At 64.8% G+C, this 21766-nt stretch carries 24 protein-coding genes; 16 read left to right on the top strand and 8 right to left on the bottom strand.

Annotated elements, in window-relative coordinates; genetic code table 11:
* Positions 1-64 precede the first annotated feature (64 nt).
* The 6 genes from ACZZZM_RS06585 to ACZZZM_RS06560 are packed head-to-tail and all read left to right on the top strand — an operon-like array spanning position 65 to position 3663.
* A complete protein-coding gene (locus ACZZZM_RS06585) occupies positions 65-496 on the top strand; it encodes a VOC family protein (protein WP_463596398.1) in 432 nt (143 codons plus the stop codon).
* A gap of 23 nt (positions 497-519) precedes the next feature.
* Complete coding sequence (locus ACZZZM_RS06580; protein ID WP_463594306.1) at positions 520-1002, top strand: VOC family protein; 483 nt, start codon at positions 520-522, stop codon at positions 1000-1002.
* Positions 1003-1025: 23 nt separating this feature from the next.
* Positions 1026-1751, top strand: a complete 726-nt coding sequence (locus ACZZZM_RS06575) for a DUF1428 domain-containing protein (RefSeq protein WP_463594305.1) — start codon at positions 1026-1028, stop codon at positions 1749-1751.
* 11 nt (positions 1752-1762) lie between these two features.
* Positions 1763-2551, top strand: a complete 789-nt coding sequence (locus tag ACZZZM_RS06570; protein WP_463594304.1) for a VOC family protein — start codon at positions 1763-1765, stop codon at positions 2549-2551.
* 1 nt (position 2552) lies between these two features.
* Positions 2553-3011: an SRPBCC family protein gene (locus tag ACZZZM_RS06565; protein WP_463594302.1), complete on the top strand. Its 459-nt coding sequence runs from the start codon at positions 2553-2555 to the stop codon at positions 3009-3011.
* The gene (locus ACZZZM_RS06560) at positions 3004-3663 is read left to right on the top strand and encodes a dihydrofolate reductase family protein (protein ID WP_463594301.1); all 660 of its coding nucleotides are present in this window, start codon (positions 3004-3006) and stop codon (positions 3661-3663) included. The genes ACZZZM_RS06565 and ACZZZM_RS06560 overlap by 8 nt, the downstream gene beginning before the upstream one ends.
* Positions 3664-3767: 104 nt before the next feature.
* Here the strand turns inward: ACZZZM_RS06560 and ACZZZM_RS06555 are convergent, their stop codons facing one another.
* Entirely contained in the window at positions 3768-4313 is a 546-nt protein-coding gene (locus ACZZZM_RS06555; RefSeq protein WP_463596397.1) for a J domain-containing protein, read from the bottom strand.
* Positions 4314-4420: 107 nt separating this feature from the next.
* On the opposite strand from ACZZZM_RS06555, the gene ACZZZM_RS06550 reads away from it, so the two are divergent.
* The 4 genes from ACZZZM_RS06550 to ACZZZM_RS06535 all read left to right on the top strand — a co-directional run bounded on the left by ACZZZM_RS06550 (position 4421) and on the right by ACZZZM_RS06535 (position 7355).
* Positions 4421-4705, top strand: coding sequence for a BolA family protein (locus tag ACZZZM_RS06550; RefSeq protein ID WP_463594300.1), 285 nt, complete (start codon positions 4421-4423; stop codon positions 4703-4705).
* Positions 4702-5409: a glutathione S-transferase gene (locus ACZZZM_RS06545; RefSeq protein ID WP_463594299.1), complete on the top strand. Its 708-nt coding sequence runs from the start codon at positions 4702-4704 to the stop codon at positions 5407-5409. Before ACZZZM_RS06550 ends, ACZZZM_RS06545 begins: the two co-directional genes overlap by 4 nt.
* A 55-nt stretch (positions 5410-5464) precedes the next feature.
* Positions 5465-6364: a pirin family protein gene (locus ACZZZM_RS06540; RefSeq protein WP_463594298.1), complete on the top strand. Its 900-nt coding sequence runs from the start codon at positions 5465-5467 to the stop codon at positions 6362-6364.
* A 106-nt stretch (positions 6365-6470) separates the two neighbouring features.
* A complete protein-coding gene (locus ACZZZM_RS06535; RefSeq protein ID WP_463594297.1) occupies positions 6471-7355 on the top strand; it encodes an alpha/beta fold hydrolase in 885 nt (294 codons plus the stop codon).
* Positions 7356-7574: 219 nt separating this feature from the next.
* Here the strand turns inward: ACZZZM_RS06535 and ACZZZM_RS06530 are convergent, their stop codons facing one another.
* Complete coding sequence (locus tag ACZZZM_RS06530; protein ID WP_463594296.1) at positions 7575-8660, bottom strand: DUF2332 domain-containing protein; 1086 nt, start codon at positions 8658-8660, stop codon at positions 7575-7577.
* A 49-nt stretch (positions 8661-8709) separates the two neighbouring features.
* Between ACZZZM_RS06530 and hisG the strand changes: the two genes are divergently transcribed.
* From hisG to ACZZZM_RS06500, 6 genes are all read left to right on the top strand, one after another.
* Positions 8710-9360: an ATP phosphoribosyltransferase gene (hisG, locus tag ACZZZM_RS06525; RefSeq protein WP_463594295.1), complete on the top strand. Its 651-nt coding sequence runs from the start codon at positions 8710-8712 to the stop codon at positions 9358-9360.
* Positions 9361-9409: 49 nt separating this feature from the next.
* A complete protein-coding gene (hisD, locus tag ACZZZM_RS06520; protein ID WP_463594294.1) occupies positions 9410-10702 on the top strand; it encodes a histidinol dehydrogenase in 1293 nt (430 codons plus the stop codon).
* Positions 10702-11163: a transcription antitermination factor NusB gene (gene nusB / locus ACZZZM_RS06515; RefSeq protein WP_463594293.1), complete on the top strand. Its 462-nt coding sequence runs from the start codon at positions 10702-10704 to the stop codon at positions 11161-11163. Before hisD ends, nusB begins: the two co-directional genes overlap by 1 nt.
* A 142-nt stretch (positions 11164-11305) precedes the next feature.
* The gene (thiL, locus tag ACZZZM_RS06510) at positions 11306-12142 is read left to right on the top strand and encodes a thiamine-phosphate kinase (RefSeq protein WP_463594292.1); all 837 of its coding nucleotides are present in this window, start codon (positions 11306-11308) and stop codon (positions 12140-12142) included.
* Between the two features lie 110 nt (positions 12143-12252).
* Positions 12253-14439: a sodium-translocating pyrophosphatase gene (locus ACZZZM_RS06505; protein WP_463594290.1), complete on the top strand. Its 2187-nt coding sequence runs from the start codon at positions 12253-12255 to the stop codon at positions 14437-14439.
* A gap of 187 nt (positions 14440-14626) precedes the next feature.
* Positions 14627-14893, top strand: a complete 267-nt coding sequence (locus ACZZZM_RS06500) for a hypothetical protein (protein ID WP_463594289.1) — start codon at positions 14627-14629, stop codon at positions 14891-14893.
* Between the two features lie 107 nt (positions 14894-15000).
* Here ACZZZM_RS06500 and ACZZZM_RS06495 read toward each other — a convergent pair whose 3' ends face one another.
* From ACZZZM_RS06495 to ACZZZM_RS06470, 6 genes are all read right to left on the bottom strand, one after another.
* Positions 15001-16248: an aKG-HExxH-type peptide beta-hydroxylase gene (locus ACZZZM_RS06495; protein WP_463594288.1), complete on the bottom strand. Its 1248-nt coding sequence runs from the start codon at positions 16246-16248 to the stop codon at positions 15001-15003.
* A gap of 14 nt (positions 16249-16262) precedes the next feature.
* The gene (locus ACZZZM_RS06490; protein ID WP_463594286.1) at positions 16263-17396 is read right to left on the bottom strand and encodes a radical SAM protein; all 1134 of its coding nucleotides are present in this window, start codon (positions 17394-17396) and stop codon (positions 16263-16265) included.
* A gap of 52 nt (positions 17397-17448) precedes the next feature.
* Entirely contained in the window at positions 17449-17799 is a 351-nt protein-coding gene (locus ACZZZM_RS06485) for a hypothetical protein (RefSeq protein WP_463594285.1), read from the bottom strand.
* Between the two features lie 247 nt (positions 17800-18046).
* A complete protein-coding gene (locus ACZZZM_RS06480; protein ID WP_463594284.1) occupies positions 18047-18334 on the bottom strand; it encodes a hypothetical protein in 288 nt (95 codons plus the stop codon).
* A gap of 49 nt (positions 18335-18383) precedes the next feature.
* Positions 18384-20579, bottom strand: a complete 2196-nt coding sequence (gene katG / locus ACZZZM_RS06475) for a catalase/peroxidase HPI (protein WP_463594283.1) — start codon at positions 20577-20579, stop codon at positions 18384-18386.
* A gap of 113 nt (positions 20580-20692) precedes the next feature.
* On the bottom strand, positions 20693-21751 hold the full coding sequence (locus ACZZZM_RS06470; protein WP_463594282.1) for a glycosyltransferase family 2 protein: 1059 nt from the start codon (positions 21749-21751) through the stop codon (positions 20693-20695).
* Positions 21752-21766: the final 15 nt, after the last annotated feature.

Below are 21766 nucleotides of genomic sequence, written 5' to 3'. Positions count from 1 at the left end.
ACTCATGCCGCGATGAAAGGCAAATAGTGATTCGGAAAAGAGAGAGGATGTCCCCGTGACGCAGATGATCTTCGTGAACCTTCCCGTGGCCGATGTCGCCAGGTCGACTGCCTTTTACGAAGCGATTGGCTTCACCAAGGACGAACGCTTCAGCAACGAGATGGCCTCTGCCATGCAGCTGTCGGACACGATCGTGGTGATGATCCTCGGCCACGACTTCTTCAAGACCTTCACGCCCAAGCCGATCGCCGATTCGAGTGCAGTCACCGAAGTGCTGCTCTGCATCTCGCGCGAGAGCCGCGCCGATGTCGATACGATCGTGGAACGGGCTGCCGCAGCCGGAGGGCGGGCCGACGTTCGCCCCGTGCAGGACCTGGGCTTCATGTATAGTCGTGCCTTCGAGGATCCCGACGGCCACATGTTCGAGCCGATGCACATGGATTTGGAAGCCGCGATGGCCGCCTTTCCCGAAGGCCCCGCCCACGAGCCGGCCTGAGCCGCAGAAGACAGGAGAGCAAGATGTCCGATAAGATCACCACCGTCCTCTGGTTCGACCATGTCGGAGAGGAAGCCGCCAACTTCTATGTCTCGCTGCTGCCTGACAGCCGCATCGACAATGTCATCCGCTCGCCCTCGGATAATCCGAGCACGCAGGAAGGCGGTGTGCTGGTCGTCGATTTTACCCTCGCCGGCCGCAAATATTCCGCCCTCAACGGCGGCCCGAATTTCAAGCCCAATGAGAGCGTCTCGTTCATGATCGTCACCGAGGATCAGGAAGAGACCGATCGGCTGTGGAATGCGATCGTCGGCAATGGCGGCCAGGAATCGCAGTGCGGCTGGTGCAAGGACAAATGGGGCTTCAGCTGGCAGATCAGTCCCCGCATCCTGCTCGACTTGCTGACCGATCCCGACCGCGAGCGCTCCAAGCGCGGCTTCGAGGCGATGATGACGATGAAGAAGATCGACATCGCTGCGATCGAAGCCGCCGCAAACGCCAATTGAAACCGGATTTTAGGAGAGAATCGATGACCTATGTCGAAGGATTCCTGACCCCCGTTCCCACTGCCAACAAGCAGGCCTATCTCAAGCATGCCCAGAGCGCGATCCCGCTGTTCCAGGGCCTCGGCGCGACGCGTTTCGTCGAGGCCTGGGGCGATGACGTGCCCGACGGCAAGATCAACGATCTCAAGAAATCGGTGAACCTCAAGGAAGACGAGACCGTGCTGTTCAGCTGGCTCGAATATCCCGACAAGGCGACGCGCGACGCCGCCAATCAGAAGATGATGAGCGACCCCGCCATGGCCGAGATGGGCAAGGACATGCCCTTCGATGGCAAGCGGATGATCTTCGCGGGCTTCGAGTCCATCGTCGAAGCGGGCAGCCCCCAGGGCACCGGCTATATCGACGGCTATGTCATTGCCGTCCCCGCCGCCAACAAAGAGGCCTATCGCGAGCTGGCCGAGAAATGCGCACCGATCTTTCAGGAATATGGCGCCGTCCGCGTGCTCGAGGCCTGGGGCGAGGACACGCCAGACGGCGAAGTGACCGATTACAACCGCGCCACGCTCAAGCAGCCCGACGAGCGCGTGGTCTACAGCTTCGTCGAATGGCCCGACAAGGCGACCCGCGACGCCGGCTGGGGCAAGATCATGGAAGACGATCGGATGAAGCCCGACGGCGACTCGCCCTTCGATGGCAAGCGCATGATGTGGGGCGGCTTCGCCCCGATCCTCGACACCGCGAACAGCTGAGGAGCGAGCCGATGCCCAATCAGCATGGAAGCTTCATCTGGTACGAGCTGCTGACCCGCGACGCGAAGGCGGCCAAGACCTTCTATGACGGTGTGGTCGGCTGGGACATAGACGCCGAGGCGCCTCCGGGCGGCATGGATTACCGCATGATCAAGGCGCATGACGGCATGGCCGGCGGCATGATGCAGCTCAGCGAACAGATGCTCGCGGGCGGCGCCAAACCCGTCTGGCTCGGCTATCTCGGCGTCGACGATGTCGATGCCAGCGCCGCCGCGGTCGAGGAAGCGGGCGGCGAAATCCACCTCGCCCCCTTCGACATTCCCGGCGCCGGTCGTGCCGCGATGATCACCGATCCGCAGGGCGTGCCCTTTTATGTGATGCGCGGCAGCAGCCCGGAGAGCAGCACCGCCTATCAGCGGACAGGGCTCCAGCATGTCAGCTGGAACGAACTGCTCACCCCCGACGATGCCGGCGCGCTCGATTTCTACGGCAAGCTATTCGGCATTATTAAGGTCGGCGGCATGCCGATGGGCGAAATGGGCGAATACAGCTTCATCGCCAATGGCGAATCGGCTGGCGATGCAGTCGGCGCGATCATGCCCACGCCTCCGGGCGGGCATCCCGGCTGGCACTTCTATTTCCGCGTGCCTAACATCGCCGAGGGCAAGGCCCGCGTCGAGCAACTCGGCGGCACGGTCCGCATGGGGCCGATGCAGGTCCCCGGCGGCGAATGGGTGATTAGCGCCAGCGATCCCGAGGGCGTGCCCTTCGGCCTCGTCGCGCCGGAAGATGGAGGCTGATATGTCAGAGCACGAACTCGTCATCGAGCGGCTGATGGATGCGCCTGCGTCGGCGCTGTGGAAGGCCTATACCGATCACTTGAACGAGTGGTTCTGCCCGCCACCATGGCGCGCCGAACTGGTCGAGATGGATCTGCGTGCGGGCGGGCGTTCGGCGGTGACGATGTACGGCCCGAACGGCGAAGTGATGCCCAATGAAGGCGTCTATCTCGAAGTGGTGCCCGAGCGGAAGATCGTCTTCACCGACGCATTCACCGCCGGCTGGAACCCCGCCGGCCCCTTCATGGTCGGGTCGTTCGAATTCGAGCCGCAGGGAGACAAGACGCTGTTCCGCGGCCGCGCCCGTCACTGGACCGAAGAGGCCCGCAAGCAGCACGAGGCCATGGGGTTCGAGGCAGGCTGGGGCGTTATGGCTGAGCAATGGGAAGCCATGGCCAGGCGAGTCGCCGCCGGTGCGTAAGATTATCGGCGTGGCCTTCCTGTCGATGGATGGCGTGATGCAGGCCCCGGGCGCGCCGACCGAGGATCCGACCGGCGGCTTCAAGCTCGGCGGCTGGCTCCCCGCCGTCGCCGACGAGGCGCTCAACAACCAGATCATGAGCTATTTTCTCCAGCCCTTCGATCTGCTGCTGGGGCGTAAGACCTGGGAGATCTTCGCGGCGCACTGGCCCTTCATGCGGGACGACGGCCCGATCACGACCACCTTCCGCGACTGCCGCAAATATGTCCTGACCCGCTCCCATATGGCGCTCGACTGGCAGGGGAGCGAGCGCGTCCCGGATCTCGATGCGCTGGGCGCGATCAAGCAGGGCGAGGGCCCGAACCTCATTATCCAGGGCAGCTCGACGCTCTATCCCCAGCTCCTCGAACACGGTCTGCTCGACCGGCTGGTGCTGCTCGTCGCACCGCTCATCCTCGGCAGCGGCAAGCGCCTGTTCGGCCAGGGCACCCCCTCCGGCACGTGGAAACTGGTCGAGCATCGCACCGGCGAAAAGGGCATGTCGATCGGCACCTATGATCGCGCGGGACCAGTGGAAACCGGCGCCTTCGCCACGCCTGAGCTCAATGCGAAGGAAAAGGCCCGCCGCGAAAAGTTGGCCCGCGAGGGTTAGGCCCAATCGTCATTCCCGCGAAAGCGGCGACCCATAGCCAAGCAGGTCATCGCTGAGTAACCTTGGGCCCCCGCTTTCACGGGGATGGAGGGTACTAAGGTCGGCTAGGCAAACGCCGCCGAACCCTTGAGCTGCTGATACGCCTCGATCACCGCCTGCAATTTGGCTTCATGAGACCGGTCCCCGCCATTCCGGTCCGGATGATATTTCCGCACCAATTCCGAATAGCGCCGCCGCAGTCCCATGCGGTCCGTGTCCAGGTCCAGCGCCAGCACCCGCAGCGCCTCGCGGTCGCGGCCCGACAGCGGCGTGCCGTCCTTGCGCGCCGCCTGGTCCTGCATGCGCTGGCGGAAGCGCGCGCCGATCGCGTCGAGCGGGTCGCTAAAATCGGCCCAGCGCGGCGGCCGGTCCGCGCCGCCATTGCCCGAAAAGGCACGGCTCTCGCGTTCCCACCCGGCCATCGGATGCTGCGCCTCGTGAATCTCGTCGGTGCTCATCCCCCGGAAGAAATTATATCCCGAATTGAATTCGCGGACATGATCGAGGCACAGCCAGCGAAAGGGCGGCGGCCCGTCGCGCCCGCCATAGGCGCCTTCGACTGCGGGCGCGCGGAATTCGCCCGGCTCACGGCAGCCCGGCTCGGCGCACATGCGCCCCTCCGCCTCCACGCGACCATGGAAGCGGGCATTGGGTCGGTCTTTCCTGGGATGGCTATCGGCCACGCGACTCTCTCGAACAAACCGCCTATATAGTCGCGATGACCCTGCCCGCCACCGCGCCGCTGGCCGAAATCATCACGGCCCGCCTCAACGCCGCACTCAATCCGTCTCACCTCGAAGTGATCAACGACAGTCACCACCATTCCGGCCATATGGGCGACGACGGATCGGGTGAATCGCACTGGACTGTGGTCGTCGAAAGCGGAGCCTTTTCCGGCGTCTCGCGCGTTCAGCGGCAGCGATTGATCAACAACGCGCTCGCCGATCTGCTCGTCACCCGCATCCATGCGCTGGCGATAAAGGCTCGCGCCCCGGGAGAATGAACATGACGACGTACAAGCTCTGGTACTGGGCGGAAATCCAGGGCCGGGGCGAGTTCGTCCGGCTGGCGATGGAGGCCGGGGGCGTGGCCTATCGCGACATGGCACGCGAGCTGGGCAGCGATGCGCTGATCGCCGACATGAAGGCGCGCTCCGACCGCCCGCCCTTCGCCCCGCCCTATCTCGACACGGGCGAGCAGGTGATCGCCCAGGTCGCCAACATACTGCTCTATCTCGGCGAACGGCACGGGATCGCGCCCAGGGACGAGGCCGCACGGCGCTGGCTCCACGAAGTCCAACTGACCATCGCCGATTTCGTCGCGGAGGTGCACCAGGTCCACCACCCGGTCGGCGTCGGCGCCTATTACGAGGATCAGAAAACCGAGGCCGCTCGCATCGCCACGGAGTTTCGCGAGAAGCGGATGCCCAAATTCCTCGGCTGGTTCGAGCGCTCGGTCGAGGGCGAATGGCTGGCGGGAGACCGCTGGTCCTATGGCGACACCTCGATCTTCCAGCTGATCGAAGGGCTGCATTACATGTTCCCGGTTCGCATGAGGGCGATCGAAGCGGACTATCCCAAGCTCCTCGCGATACGCACGCGCGTCGCGGCCCTGCCCGGCATCCACGATTATCTCGTCAGCGATCGCCGCATCGGCTTCAACGAACAGGGCATCTTCCGCCACTATCCCGAGCTCGACCCAGAATAGCAGCGTTTCACGGCTGGCGATTGCGGCGGCGCGGATGAGCGCTAAGCTCAGGTCCATGAACGACAGCCTCATCCTCCAGACCATCGAGCCGGTCACCCACGATCTCGGCGGCTTCAAGGTCCACCGCACACTCCCCTCGCGCCCGCGCACGATGGTCGGCCCCTTCATCTTCTTCGACCAGATGGGGCCCGCCCGCCTCGAAGTCGGCACCGGTATCGACGTGCGCCCGCATCCGCATATCAATCTGGCGACCGTCACCTATCTCTATGCCGGTGCGATCGACCACCGCGATTCGCTCGGCACCTTCGCGACGATCCAGCCCGGCGCAGTCAATCTGATGACCGCCGGCAAGGGCATCGTTCATTCCGAACGCTCGCCCAGTGCCGAGCGCGCGGTCGGCCCCGAGCTCTCCGGCCTCCAGACCTGGCTGGCGCTTCCCGAGAAATATGAGGAAGTCGATCCCGCCTTTGAGCATGTCGCCGCCGCCGACCTGCCGGTGATCGAAGGCGACGGTGCCACCTGCCGCGTAATCATGGGCGATCTCTGGGGCGTCTCCGCGCCGACCACCACCTATGCCCAGACCATCTACGCCGACATCGCGCTCGACGCCGGCGGCAGCGTCCCGATCGATGCCTCGGCGGACGAGCGCGCAGTCTATGTCGCGACGGGCGAGGCGAGCCTCGACGGCATGAACCTCGAGCCGATGACGCTCTACGTCCTCCGCCCAGGTATCGCCGCGACGCTGCGCTCGGACCGCGGCGCCCGCGTCTCGCTATGCGGCGGCGAAGCCTTCACCACGCCGCGCCATGTCTGGTGGAATTTTGTCTCGTCGAGCCGCGAGCGGATCAACCAGGCCAAGCATGACTGGAAGGCCGGCGCCTTCCCCAAGGTGCCGAACGACGACAAGGAATGGATTCCCATTCCCGAAGTGCCCCTGACCGTGAGTTACCCCTGATGTTGCCGTCACCCTGAACTTGTTTCAGGGTCCAATTCTCCGCGAGCGATATCGCTCGTGGCACGTTGGACGCTGAAACAAGTTCAGCATGACGGAGGGAAATAAAATGGCCGACCTCACCCGCATCCCCCTCCCCACCGGCGTAGAGCTCGACGTCGCCATTGCCGGCAACCCCGCCAACCCGCCGATCATCCTCCTCCACGGCTTTCCCGAATCGCACCGAACCTGGCGCCACCAGATCCCCGCGCTGGCCGAGGACCATTACGTCATCGCCCCCGATCAGCGCGGCTTCGCCCGCTCGTCCAAACCGGATGGCGTCGACAATTATTCCCCCGACAAGCCCGTCGCCGATCTGCTCGCGCTCGCCGACCATCTCGGCGTGGGCAATTTCACGCTGGTCGGCCATGATTGGGGCGGCGCGATCGCCTGGATGGCAGCGCTTCAGCATCCCAAGCGCGTCGCGCAGCTGATCATCATCAACGCCCCGCACCCCAAAATCTTCCAGAAAAGCCTGTTCGACGACCCGGCCCAGCGCAAGGCGAGCCAGTACATCACCCGCTTCCGCGACACCGGCATCGACAAGGGACTGGTAGGCGCCGGACTCGAACGCTTCTTCGCGTCCAACTTCGTCCAGCACATCGTCGGCGGCGTCGCGGGCGAGGACAAGGCCGCCTATCTCGACGAATGGGGCCAGCCCGGCGCGATGACCGCCATGCTCAACTGGTATCGCGCTTCCAGCATCACTGTGCCCGGCGAGGACGAACCGGCCGAACGCCCGGTATGGCTAGATGCCCCCTTCCCCCCCGTCACCCAGCCGACCCTGGTAATCTGGGGAATGAAGGACAAGGCGCTGCTCCCCGTCCAGCTCGAAGGCCTCGACGCATTGGTCCCGGACCTGACCTTGGTAAGGGTCGAAGAGGGCGGCCATTTCGTCCCCTGGGAAAAGCCCGAGCCGGTGACGAAGGCGATGCAGGAGTGGCTCGCCAGATGAACTGATCACCCTCACCCTTCCCTCTCCCGTCAAGAGAGGGAGGGAGGGAGGGAGGGAGGGAGGCGCGAAGCGCCGGGAGGGTGAGGGTGATAGCACGCCCCCCAGCAGCGCCCTTACAAGGCGCTTGCAATGTAGGATTTCGCCTGCTTGGCTAATTCGGCCGGCACTGCCGGCCGCCCTTTGAAACCGCCAATTCGATGCTTGCTGGCGTTCCTTTCTTCAGTTCCAGCAACCCCCTTGGTCACTGCGAAGATTGGGAACATTCGCGTTCCAGCCCTCGACCCACGCGCCATGCGCCTGCGATGCTGCGACCATCGTGCGCGGCGGGGCGTCGGGCCAGGTCCGCACCCAGATTTCCTGCCGATGCAGGGTCCGGTCAGGCTCCATCTCCACCCAGGCGAGCCGCCGCTCGGGCGTGGCGCGCGCACCCGCCGCTTCCATCGCCGCGCTGATCCGCGCCTGCGTTTCCGGCGGCAGATATTGCCACACTACCGAATGCATCAGCACCCGCGTGACACCCTCGGGCTGCGGCTCCGCCAGCCGCGCCTCCAGCCAGTCCGCGGCATCGGCCTGATCGAGCCGCACCGGCTTCTCCGCGATCATCGCGATTGCCTTGTCGAGCCGAACCTGGCGCTCGTGATTGTCCGCCCACACATAGGCACGCAGTCGATCGGCAGCCGCGGGCTCGATCACATCGACCGTCGCCTGGTCGCACCCCCGCACGCTCGCAAAGCGCACCGGCACCTGCGGCGGCGGGGTCCCACGCCATTCGGGACGGATCGTCACGGGCGAATCCTCGGGGCCTACGGCAGTCCCGCCAAGATCGAAGCGATAGCGGTCAATCAGCAAATTGAGCCCGGCGCTCGATCCGATCTCCAATATCTCGAGCGGCTGGCCGAAGCGCTTCGACACTTCGAGCAGCCCGCACATCAATGCCCCCGAGCGCCCCGGCTCGTTGGTCTGCGGGGGCCCGTCGAGCCAGCCATAGAGCTCGTCGTCATGCGCAATCAGCGCCGCCGAAAGCGCGGTCTTTACCGCCTCGGGGTCGGTCACGCTGCCGTCGAAAATCGTGGTCAGCGCCGCGGCCTTGAGCGCCAGCGAATGCAGCCCACCCACCGTCCGCAGCGGCAGCGCCGCCTTGGTCGGGTCGCCCGGCCAGTCCAGCGCCCGCGCGCCCGTCTTGCTCTCGCGGCTCAGGCAGTCGGCAAGCGCGAGGCAGATGCGCGCTGTGATCGGCGCATCCATCGCGGTGCAATAATGATGCTGGAGGCGATATGCCTCCCGGTTGGTCGCTTCGTCTGCCATCGGCGGCTTGTTGCGCCCGCACCCCCTGGCAAGTAAAGCCCCGCCACACATGACCGAACCGCTGATCCTCGCCGTGCCCAAGGGACGCATTCTCGAAGAGTGCCTGCCGCTGCTCAGCGCTGTCGGGATCATCCCCGAGCCGGCGTTCGCCGACCCGGATAGCCGCGCGCTGCGCTTCAATACCGGCAGCCCCGCGATCGACCTGATCCGTGTCCGCGCCTTCGACGTCGCCACCTTCGTCGCCCACGGCGCCGCGCAACTCGGCATCGTCGGCTCCGATGTGCTCGCCGAATTCGCGTATTCCGAGCTCTATGCCCCCGTCGATCTCGGCATCGGCCATTGCCGCATCTCAGTCGCCGAACCCGCCGATATGGCCGAGAAGGACGATTCGCGCGGCTGGAGCCATGTCCGCATCGCGACCAAATATCCGCACATCACCCGCGCGCACTTCGAGGCCCGCGGCGTGCAAGCCGAATGCGTCAAGCTCAACGGCGCGATGGAGCTGGCGCCAGTGCTCGGTCTCGCACCGCGCATCGTCGACCTCGTCTCCTCGGGCCGCACGCTCAAGGAAAACGGGCTGGTCGAAGTCGAAGTGATCGCCCAGGTCACCTCTCGCCTGATCGTCAACCGCGCCGCCTTCAAGATGCGCGCCGGCGAAGTCGTGCCGCTGGTCGATGCCTTCCGGAAGGCCGTGGCGTGAAGCGCGGGCTTCTTCTCGGCCCCCTCCCCTTCAGGGGAGGGGCTTTAAGATGATCCGCCTCCATGCCTCGGCGCCCGATTTTGCCGGGGCCTTCACGCAACTCGTCAACGCCCGCCGCGAAGCCGATGAGGACGTCGCGCGCAACGTCACCCACATCATCAAGCGCGTCCGCGACGAAGGCGATGTGGCAGTCCGCGATCTCACCCGCCTGTTCGACAAGCACGATCTCGACGCCACTGGCTGGCGGATCGACCGCGCCGATTGCCTCGCCGCATGGGAAGGCCTCGCCCCCGATCTGCGCGACGCACTCGAACTCGCTGCCGAACGCATCGCCAGCTACCACGCCAAGCAACGCCCCGCCGACAGTGACGAAGTCGATGCGCAGGGCATTCGCCTCGGCGCACGCTGGCGGCCAGTGGATTCGGCAGGCGTCTACGTCCCCGGCGGCCGCGCCGCCTATCCCAGCTCGGTGCTGATGAACGCCCTCCCCGCCCGCGCCGCGGGCGTCGGCCGCCTGATCATGGTCACGCCCACGCCCAATGGCGAGGTCAACCCGCTGGTCCTCGCCGCCGCGCATCTCGCCGGCGTGGACGAAATCTGGCGGATCGGCGGCGCACAGGCGGTCGCGGCGCTGGCTTACGGGACCGACAGGATCGCACCCGTCGACGTCGTCACCGGCCCCGGAAACGCCTGGGTCGCCGAAGCCAAGCGCCAGCTCTACGGCGTCGTCGGCATCGACATGGTCGCCGGGCCGAGCGAGATCGTGGTCGTCGCGGACGCAGACAACGATTCCGAATGGATCGCGGCCGATTTGCTCAGCCAGGCCGAACACGATCCCACCAGCCAGTCGATCCTGTTCACCGACGATGCGGGTTTCGCGGACAAAGTCGCCGAAGCTGTCGATCGCCAGATCGGCGAACTGACCACCCGCGAAACCGCGCGAACCAGCTGGGACGCCAACGGCGCGATCATCGTCGTGCCCACGCTCGCCGACGCGATCCCCCTGTGCGATCGCCTCGCCCCCGAGCATCTCGAACTCGCCTGCGACCAGGCCGAGGCGCTGTTCCAGCAGGTCCGCCACGCCGGCTCAGTCTTCCTTGGCCGCCACACACCCGAAGCAATCGGCGATTACGTCGCCGGGCCCAACCACGTCCTTCCCACCGGCCGCCGCGCGCGTTTCGCCTCCGGGCTCTCGGTGCTCGATTTCATGAAGCGCACCAGCTTCCTGAGCGTTGAGCCCGAAGGCCTCGCCGCGATCGGCCCTGCCGCCATCGCCCTCGCCAACGCCGAGGGACTCCCCGCTCACGCAAAGTCGGTCTCCATCCGGCTCAAGGATCAATAATGCCCAGCCCTACTGCCAGAACCCGTTCCAAGGCCCGCGCCGCTGCCAGGCTCGCCGCCGTCCAGGCGCTGTACCAGCGCGAGATGGAAGGCACGCCGATCACCGCTTTGCTCCACGAATTCCATCAGCACCGCCTCGGCGCGACGATCGAAGACGTCGAATATGCCGATGCCGACGTCACCTTCTTCGACGATGTGGTGAAGGGCGTCGATGCGCGCCGCGAGGAGATCGATACGCTGGTTGCCTCCAAACTTTCGGCAGACTGGTCGCTCGACCGGCTCGACAAGCCGATGCGACAGATCCTGCGCGCCGGCGCCTATGAGCTGATGGCGCGCAAGGATGTGCCCGTCGGTGCCGTGATCAGCGAATATCTCGATGTGACCGACGCCTTTTACGACCGCCGCGAAAAGGGCTTCGTCAACGGGCTGTTGGACGCCATCGCAAAGGACGTGCGCTCTTGAATATTTCCTCCCTCGCAAAGCGGGGGAGATGGCGCGCGCAGCGCGACGGAGGGGGCTTCGCCGCGAAGACGCCGCTCGCGGATAGACCCCCTCCACCAATTTTTGGTCCCCCTTCCCCGCTTCGCGAGGGAGGAAAGTTGCAATGACCGAGTCCGAGTTCATCGCCGCCCTGCGCACCCTCCCGCTGCACCCGGGCGCACACGGCCTGCTCGATGACACCGCGACCCTCAGCATCGGCGGCGAAACGCTGGTCCTTACCCACGATGCCATTGCTGAAGGCGTGCATTACCGCACCGGGACCGACCCCGCCGACATCGCCTGGAAGCTGGTCGCAGTGAATCTCTCCGACCTCGCGGCCAAGGGCGCCGAGCCGATCGGCGTGCTGATCGGCGCCACCCTGGTCGCCAGCAGCGATCGCTTTGTCGAAGGGCTGCGCGAAGTCCTCCAAACTTATAACGTCCCACTGCTGGGCGGCGACACCATAGCCACCAGCCCGGCCGTGTTCGGCTGCACGGCGATCGGCCGCGCCACCGCCGTGCCGATGCGTACCGGTGCAAAGCCTGGTGATGCCCTGTGGGTAACCGGACAGATCGGCGCCGCTATGCGCGACTTCGCCCAAGGCGGCCCCGCCTATCTCCGTCCGCGCCCGCGCCTTACCGAAGGCCGCGCGCTGGCGCCGCATGTGCACGCGATGATGGACGTCTCCGACGGCCTTTTGCTCGATGCCAGCCGGATGGCCGCTGCCAGCAATTGCACCGCCGAGATCAGCCTCGATGCAATCCCCTTCGCCGCCGGTGTAGAGGATCGCCTGGCTGCCGCCACATGGGGCGACGATTACGAACTGCTGTTCGCCACGGCTGCTGCCTTCACGCCCCCTATCCCTGCCACGCGCATCGGTGCCTTAACGGCCCGCGGCCCCGCGCCGCTCCTGCTCGACGGCGCACTTCCCCCCGAAAAGTTGGGCTACGAACACCGCTGAGCGCGCTTGCGCTCCCTAGAAGCCTCCTTATACCTTTCACCCAAGCCAAGACCGACGGCAAGATCGGCATGGCTCCGACTTTCAAAGTCTAGGGGAAGGACTTCACCGACATGACGATCGTTTATATCGCCATAGCCTGCGGCCTTATCGCCGTGCTCTATGGTATTTTGACTGCTCAGCAGGTGCTCAGCGCGCCTGCGGGCAACGAGAAGATGCAGAGTATCGCCGCCGCCATCCAGGAAGGCGCAAAGGCCTATCTGGGCCGCCAATACCTCACCATCGCAATCGTCGGCGCGATCGTCGCCGTCATTATTTTCTTCACCTTGGGCGGCCTCTCGACGGCCTGCTTCCTGATCGGCGCGATCCTCTCGGGCGTCGCCGGTTTCGTCGGCATGCACATTTCGGTGCGCGCCAACGTCCGCACCGCAGAGGCCGCGCGCGGCTCGCTGCAGGGCGGCCTGACGCTCGCCTTTCGCTCGGGCGCGATCACCGGCATGTTGGTGGCTGGCCTCGGCTTGCTCTCGATCGCCGGGATCTTCTGGTATCTGATCGATCAGGCCGGCATGGATCTTGGCGAACTGGCGGACCGTCGTCAGATCATCGCCGCACTCACCGCGCTCGCATTCGGCGCCTCGCTGATCTCGATCTTCGCGCGTCTCGGCGGCGGCATCTTCACCAAGGCCGCCGATGTCGGTGCCGATCTGGTGGGCAAGGTCGAGGCCGGTATCCCCGAGGACGATCCCCGCAATCCGGCCGTAATTGCCGATAATGTCGGCGACAATGTCGGCGACTGCGCAGGCATGGCGGCCGATCTGTTCGAGACCTATGTCGTGACGATCGGCCTCACCATGGTCTCGATCGCGCTCCTTCTCTCCAGCGTTGGCGCCGAGGCGCTGATGCGGCTGATGTCGCTTCCGCTGATCGTCGGCGGCGTGTGCATCATCACTTCGATCATCGGCACCTATATGGTCCGCCTCGGCAAGAGCCAGTCGATCATGGGCGCGCTCTACAAGGGCTTCTGGACCACTGCGATCCTCTCGATCCCGGCGATCTATGTGGCGACCAGCTATGCCCTTACCGGCGAGTTGATGGGCGACATGAACACCGTCGTCGGCGCGCTTCCGGTCGATGCCAACGCGGTCATTACTGGTGACGGCGACCTGGCTTCGCTCGTTGCCAAGGAATTCACGGGCATGAGCCTGTTCCTTTGCATGATGATCGGCCTCGCAGTGACCGGCCTGCTGGTCTGGATCACCGAATATTACACCGGCACCAACTATCGCCCGGTCAAGTCGATCGCCAAGGCATCCGAAACCGGCCACGGCACCAATGTCATCCAGGGCTTGGCAATCAGCCTTGAATCGACTGCGCTGCCGACGCTTGTGATCGTCGTCGCAGTGATCGCCTCGTTCCAGATCGCAGGCATCATCGGCGTGGCGTTTGCCGCAACTTCGCTGCTGGCGCTGGCGGGCATGGTCGTTGCGTTGGACGCCTATGGTCCGGTCACCGACAATGCTGGCGGCATCGCCGAAATGGCGGGGCTTCCGGACGATGTGCGTCACAAGACCGATGCGCTCGACGCGGTTGGCAATACCACCAAGGCAGTGACCAAGGGCTATGCCATCGGCTCGGCTGCACTGGCCGCGCTCGTGCTGTTCGGTGCCTACACGACCGACCTCAAGGAGTTCTTCCCGGATGTGCGGGTCGATTTCTCGTTGAGCAATCCGTACGTGATCGTCGGGCTCCTGCTCGGCGCGTTGCTGCCCTATCTGTTCGGCGCATTCGGCATGACTGCCGTCGGCCGCGCAGCGGGCTCGGTAGTCGAGGACGTCCGCAACCAGTTCCGCGACAATCCCGGCATCATGGCAGGGACCAGCCGTCCCGATTATGCGCGCACGGTGGACATCGTCACCAAGGCAGCGATCAAGGAGATGATCATCCCCTCGCTGCTGCCGGTGGTCAGCCCGATCGCTGTCTACTTCATCATCACTTATGTGGCCGGCCAGGGCGAAGGCTTTGCGGCGCTGGGTGCGATGCTGCTGGGCGTGATCGTCTCGGGACTGTTCGTGGCCATCTCGATGACTTCGGGCGGCGGCGCATGGGACAATGCCAAGAAGTATATCGAAGACGGCAATCACGGCGGCAAGGGCTCGGAAGCGCACAAGGCGGCTGTGACCGGCGACACCGTGGGCGATCCCTATAAGGACACTGCCGGCCCGGCAGTGAATCCAATGATCAAGATCACCAACATCGTCGCATTGCTGCTGCTCGCGGCGCTGGCGGGACATGTCGGCTAGCGACTGGCTCACTGGTGCATGAGAAACCCCGCGCGGATCGCTCCGCGCGGGGGTTTTCTTTCGGCTCCGCAGGGATACGAAGAACATGGTTGATGGCGTTACACCTACGGAACAAAATATCGTACTGGTGCTTCTTCACCCCTACGCACCCGTGCGGAATCGAGATCAACAACGACAGGGGTAGTCCATGAAGAAAATGTCTGTTCTAAGCGCAGCAATCGGCCTGCTGGCGCTTTCGGCGTGCAACACCAGCCCGCGCGAGCAGGCCGCGGAGAACATCCAAGCAAATGCGGAAAACACCGCCGACACGCTTGAGGCCGCGGCAGACAACACGACCGGCGCCGCCGCGGACAGCCTCAACAACCAGGCCGACGCCGCCCGCGAGACGGGCGACAAGAAGGCCGAGGATCTGCGCACCCATGACGCGGATACCAACCTGTCGAACGGCATCTAACGATCCGCACAGGAATTGGGCCTGGGCTATCGAGCCCACGGCCCGTCCGTAGTTGGGACCCCGTCCGGAGGCGATCCGGGCGGGGTTTTCGATACGCACGCGAGAGATCAGACTGAGACGGTCTCGCCTTTCGCAACCACGGCATCCGCCCAGTCGAGAAACCCCTGCCCCGCCGGCGTAAACTTGCCGTGCGCATGCAGCAGCCCGACAGCTTCCGCCACTTCGGCACGCACCTCCGCCAGCCGCGCTTCGGCATCGTCGCGCGCCGCGCCGGTGAACACGCCGCGATCCAGCGCACGAGCAAAACCCTCCGCGATCTGGCTGTGCACGAACACCCCTTCGACGATGCCGACGATCGGGCGCGTGTCTTCCCGCCAGCTCACCTGAAAGCACTCCTCCGTTTGGTCGGGCGTGAGGATCGGTATGGCGTCTTCGATATAGCGCAGGCGGATATGCCCCTCTTCGTGGAGGATCGATTCGAACCCGTCGGTCACAGTGGTCATGACCATCCAGATGGCGCCCTGATGCGAGGACACCGTGAAGCCCTCCACCTTCCATCCCGGAGGCGCAGTGCGAGGAATGAACACGCGCACCGTGCGTCCCATCTCCTCGTAACGCTCGGGCCAGCACGCCTCGATCGTCGCTGCGGCTTCGCGCAGCATTCCGATATCGCCGGGTGCATAATAGGGTTCGCGCGCATCGAATTGCCACGGAATGACCCCGGCCTCGCGCGTCGGCACTGCGCCTTCGCGGAGCGACAGCCTGAGCCAGGGCAAGTCGTTGCGGACCAGCGTGTCGAGCCCCGCGAGCGAGGGCGCGCGCAGAATGCGCGGGTCCTCCCGATCGGCGAGGTCGAAATCGTGCCGCGTCCCGTCTTCGTCGACCAGCGCAAGCCGATCGCCCGACTTCTGCGCACCCGCCAAGCTCCCGGGAATGCCCGCGACCGCAAGGGCGCAGTCCGCAGTCATCAGCACACCCTGTTCGACTGCGAGAAGCGCAGTCCATTCGCCATCGTCGCTCAGCCCGAACTGCATGTTGGCCGCCTTGTCGAGCTGGCGGAGCAGATTGGGGTCGTCGGCGTCGGACCAGTCTGCGATCCGTCCGAAATCGCTCAGCCAGCCGCCCAGCACCGGTGAGGTCAGCCGCGGGTCGCTTTGCGGATTGCTCATCGCGAGCGAATCCGCCAGCGCGCCGAATGCGGCCGCGCCGCGCTCGATCCCGCCGACGCAGTCGAACACTTTGCGCAGGCTCTCGATATCGCCGAGGCGATTGATTGCCGAGAAGGCGATGAGTTGCTCGGTCGTGCGCAGCTGGCCTCCCTCAAGGAGGATTCGCAAGTCGGTGGCTTCGGTCATGTTGCTTCCCCAACTCAGGCCGCCTGCGCGCCCGCGAGCCGGTCCGCCACGTGCCGATACAAATGAAGATGGTCGGGGCACAGCACCGAGGGTTGATCGGTGATCGTGCCTGCCGAATCGAGCCGCCCGGCGAGGGTACCCCCGCGGCAGGCTTCCCAGAAGCTGCAACCGCCGCAGCGTACCGGCTGGCGTTCGGCTGCCATCCTGCGCGAGCGATAAAAGAAGCTCGCTGCGACCTGATCGAATGCGCTTTCGGCGATGTCGAAGCCCGTCTCGCCCGCGCCGTCGGCCGAAGTGCGAAGATAGTCAGTCAGCTCGATCGCGCCATCGGTGTTGACCACGAGCGAGTGGAACGACCAGGGACCGATATCGTCGCGCTGGGGCGGTGCGCCGAGTAGCGCCTGCATGATCTCGTTGAAGAAGCGGATCTCGACATCGACTTGATCGAGATCGAGCCATGCCTCGTATAATTGCGTGAGCCAGGTCCCGAGCAGCGGCTGTTCGGCATAAGCGGCAGCATCGGTCCAGGGAGGCCGGTCCTGATTGGGGTCGAGCGGCCAGAGCAACGTGGCGCGCGTCACCGGCAAGCCCGCCAGCCAGGCGAGGAAGTCGCCCGCCGGCAGCTCGGGCCGCATCACGCAAAGAAAGCCGCCGATCAGGCCCCCCTTCCCCGCAGCTACCAGCCCATCCACATTGCGCATGATCCGGCGGTACGAACCGCGCCCGGCGAAATCCACGCGCGCACTGTCGTTGCTTGCCTGGGGTCCATCGAGGCTGATGCCCATCGACACCTGCATTTCCTCGAACATCGCGATGAGTTCGGGCTTGGGCGCTTTCAGCATATTGGTCTGGAGGGCGACATGCACCGTTAGCCCCTCGGCACGAACGGCGGCGATTTCGTCGAACAGCGCGCGGAAGTCGGCGATCGGCCACAAGGTCGGCTCGCCGCCGTGCAATGCGATCTGGACTTCGCCCAGCGCATGCACGCGGGCATGCTCGGCGATCCGCCGGACTGCCTGACGCGCGATATCCGCGGTCATCGCCGCGGGCTTTCGCGTGAAGCCGCGATCTTCGCTATTGAACATGTAGCAATAGCTGCAGTTCAGATTGCAGAAACCAGTCAGCTTGAGAATGTAGGATGTGAACATCGGTGCGGCAGGCCGGGAAGGCCGCGGCGAACCGCGGCCTTCCCGAACCCTGTCACCATTTCAAACCGAACGAGATGCTGATCGCCGCCGGATTGAACCCGGGACGACCCTTCGCCTGGTCCAGCGCCGAGCGCAGGATCGCGCTCTTCACCGGATCGGTGCGCTGCAACGTGGCGATCTGGCTGCGCAGCTGCGTTTCCGATCCCTTCGCGCTCAGGTTCGTCGCGCGCGCGGCAGCCACCTTGGTCTGCGTAGCATCCGAACGGGGATCGGCGACCGCAGGGGCGGCGGCCACACCAAGTCCGGCCGCGGCAACGAGCAGTGCCGCCGCGCCAAGTTTCACTTCTTTACCTTTGGAAATGCTCATGATTATCCTCCCGACGAGTTCAGAAAAAGGATACACTTGCACAGGGTGAGTAGAGTCGGAATTATCCGTAAATTCCGCTAGAGTCGAACCCGACTCACCGAAGACAGTTTTTGGGCAACTCTATTTATATATGCCTGTCATGCTTCCAGCCTGGAGTCAAAGAGAGTCTTCTTCGAAACAATATAACTATAGATAACTATAAGTTGACTATGGGGTGCGCCTGATTGGCGCAACCGCGCATGCGCCAAATCATGGCGCCGAATTCGCATGAACTTCGAAGTGCTCAGTCCAGACCGAGCAGCCAGCGATCGAGGCGCACGGCACTGATTGGCGCGTCGGGCAATGCGGTGTTAAGCTCGGCGCGGTGGCGCATGATCCAGCGCATGCAGCTCGGCTTGCTGGCAAAGGCGGCGAAATCGCTACGGTTTGCCCGCAGCGTGTGGCGGTCGACCAGGAAGCGCGCGCCGCGGGTGCAGCCGGGCACACCCGCCCAATCGCGGCAGGGCGCGACTACGCTCGGCACCCAATAAGCGCGGCGTGAGTCCAGCAGATCGACGTCCGCACGCCGCATCGCCTCTCCTTTAATGCCCCTCCCCTTCAGGGAAGGGGCTTTTATCTCCTCACACCAAATCGAACCGATCCGCGTTCATCACCTTGGTCCAGGCGGCAACGAAGTCCTGCACGAACTTTTCCTCGTGCCCGCTCTCGGCATAGACTTCCGCCACTGCGCGCAGCTCGGAATTCGAGCCGAAGATCAGGTCCGCCCGCGTCGCACGCCAGGTTTCGTGACCCTCGGCGCGATCGGTGGCGACATAGTCCTGGTCGTTGCCATCCTCCGCTGCCTTCCAGACATTGGTCATGTCGAGCAGATTGACGAAGAAGTCGTTGGTCAACTGGCCGGAACGCTTGGTAAAATGGCCGTGCCCGCGCTCGCCATGATTAGCTCCGAGGACGCGCAGGCCCCCGATCAGCACGGTCATTTCCGGGACGGACAGGCCAAGCAGCGATGCCCGGTCGAGCATCATTTCCTCGGTCTTCACCGCCAGCTTCTTCTTGCCGAGGTAGTTGCGGAAAGCGTCCGCCTGCGGCTCCATCACCTCGAAGCTTTCGGCATCGGTCTGCGCGTCGGTCGCGTCGCCGCGGCCGCCGGCGAACGGCACAGCGACGCTCGAGCCGGCGTCCTTGATCGCTTTTTCCAGCCCGACCACGCCGCCCAGCACGATCGCATCGGCCATCGACATGCTGCCGCGCAGGCCCTCAAGCGTGTCGAGCACCTTCGCAAGCATCTCCGGCTCGTTGATTTCCCAGTCCTTCTGCGGCGCCAGCCGGACTCGCGCCCCATTGGCGCCGCCGCGATAGTCCGACTTGCGATAGGTGCTGGCCGAGGCCCAGGCAGTCTTGATCAGCTGGCTCACGGTCAGCCCGCTCGCAGCGATCTTGGCCTTCACTGCCTGCACGTCCGCGTCCGAAGGCGTGGTGCCCGCGGGAACCGGATCCTGCCAGATCAGGTCCTCTGCCGGGACTTCCGGCCCGAGATAGCGGATGCGAGGCCCCATATCGCGGTGACACAGCTTGAACCACGCGCGCGCGAAGGCGTCCTTGAACGCCTCGTGATCGTTGCGAAACCGCTCGCTGATCGCACGGAACTCCGGATCCATTTTCAACGCCATGTCGGCGGTGGTCATCATCGTCGGCACCTTCTTCGACGAATCCCAGGCCGCCGGCGCCTTGTCCTCTTCCTTCTGGTTGATTGGCTGCCATTGCTGCGCACCCGCGGGCGAGCGGACCAGCTCATAGTCATAGTCGAGCAGCAGGCGGAAGAAATTCTCGCTCCATTCGGTCGGCGTGTTGACCCACGATCCTTCGATTCCGCTGGTCACCGTATGCTCGCCGATGCCGCCGCTTTCATGCGTGCTGACCCAGCCAAAGCCTTGCCCCACCAAATCGCCGCCCGAAGGCGCGTTGCCCAGAAGCGAGGCATCGCCATTGCCGTGCGCCTTGCCGAAGGTATGGCCACCCGCGGTCAGCGCCACGGTCTCCTCATGGTTCATCGCCATGCGCTCGAACGTCGCCTTGATGTCGCGCGCCGATTGAAGCGGATCAGGATTGCCGCCCGGCCCCTCGGGATTGACGTAGATGAGGCCCATCTGGATCGCGGCCAGCGGTCCTTCCAGTTCGTGCATACCATGCTCGGGGGCGATGCGGGTCTGCACGCCCTGGTTCACCCATTTGTCCTCCGAGCCCCAATAGATGTCACGCTCGGGCTCGAACACGTCGGCGCGCCCGCCGCCAAAGCCGAACACTGGCCCGCCCATGCTCTCGATCGCAACATTGCCGGTGAGGATGAACAGATCGGCCCAGCTGATATTCTTGCCGTATTTCCGCTTGATCGGCCAAAGCAGGCGGCGGGCCTTGTCGAGATTGCCATTGTCAGGCCAGCTGTCGAGCGGGGCGAAGCGCTGCTGGCCGCTATTGGCGCCGCCGCGGCCATCGGCGGTGCGATAGGTGCCCGCCGCGTGCCAGGCCATGCGGATGAAGAAGGGGCCGTAATGCCCGTAATCTGCCGGCCACCAAGGCTGACTATCGGCCATCAGCGCAGTGAGATCGGCCTTGAGCGCATCATAGTCGAGCGCCTTGAAGGCCTCGGCATAGTCGAAGTCCTTGCCCATCGGATTGGTCGGGCCATTGGGATTGAGGATTTCGGTGGCGAGCATCTCGGGCCACCAGTCCTTGTTGGTGCGGCCGAGCAACGCGCGGACCCCGCCGTCGCCCTTCATCGGGCAGCCGCCCTCGATCGATCCAGTCTCTGCGTCCATGGCCTGATCCTCTCGTCGCTTTATCTGCGCGAAAGACTAGGCTTGGAGCGGCATTCCCGGAAACGACTAAACTCGACCAGTACCAATCAGAAAATCGATCAGGTGCGGCGTTTTCAGTTGCAGATCCGCGCAAGCTCGCTTCGTACCGCGTGCAGCGTCATCTGAGTCTGCACCGCCTCCAGATTGTGGCGGGCGAGATGGCTGCCGCAGCCCTGCATGCTGCCCTCGAGATCGGGGCGTTCGCCGATCACCAGGCAGCGCTCCCAGGCGCCTGCGGCCAAAGGAAGCCAGTCGCTGACTGCACGGGAAGGATCGACCACGGCGCGATCGAGCAGGAGATTGCCCAGCACGAAGAAGAAATCGGGAGAACCTTCCCAATGCGGCATTTCCGAATTGGCCAGAGCCAGCGCCTCATCTTGCCTGCCTATTTTGCCGAGGCAGCGCATCTGACGAATGACGAGCCCGTGCCGCCAATTGTCGGCAGGCGCCGTGCCGGGAAGCGCGGCAGCGTAATGCCCGGCAGCCGCGGTCAGGTCGTCCCGCATCTCCGCATCCTTGCCCAATTGATAGAGGATGTAGGGGTCGCCCGGTCGCTCGTTCAGATCGGCGAGAAGCAGCGGGCCATTGCGGTCGCGCTTGCGGTCGAGCTGGTCCTCCAGATAGCCGTCATGCGCGACGTGAAGCTCGATGCGTTCGCGGGGCAGTTCCGATACCGCTTGCTCGTGCACCCGCCCTTCATAGCGGACGCCGCGCGGCAGCAGCCGGGTCATCCAGTTGCGGCGCGAAGCTCCGGCAGGGCTATGGTCGCCATCCACGGCGCTATGGACGCAAAGCCGCCCCAGTCGCGCCGGTCCGCGACACCATCGGCGAAGCGCCGAGCCGCCCGAGACGATCCATTCATCGGCATCGAGCACCAGGTTCCAGTCTGCATCGGCGAGCCCGAGCGCATGGTTGCGCGCGGCGGAGAAGTCGCCGGGCCAGGCGAGGTGGTGCACCTGCGCCCCACCAGCCGCGGCGATGGCCGGCGTGTCGTCGAGCGAGCCCGTATCAAGCACGAGCATGCGATCGACATGCGGCCGAATGCTTTCCAAGCAACGCGCAATGCACCGCGCTTCGTCGCGGACGATGAGTACCGCGGCGATACTGGGCCGTTGCCTTGCCTTGCTGCGCATCTGCGCGTCCCCGTT

The organism is Sphingomonas sp. AC522, from assembly GCF_979258125.1.
Note: the sequence above shows the minus strand (reverse complement) of the source record. Positions and strands in the feature narration are given on the sequence as shown.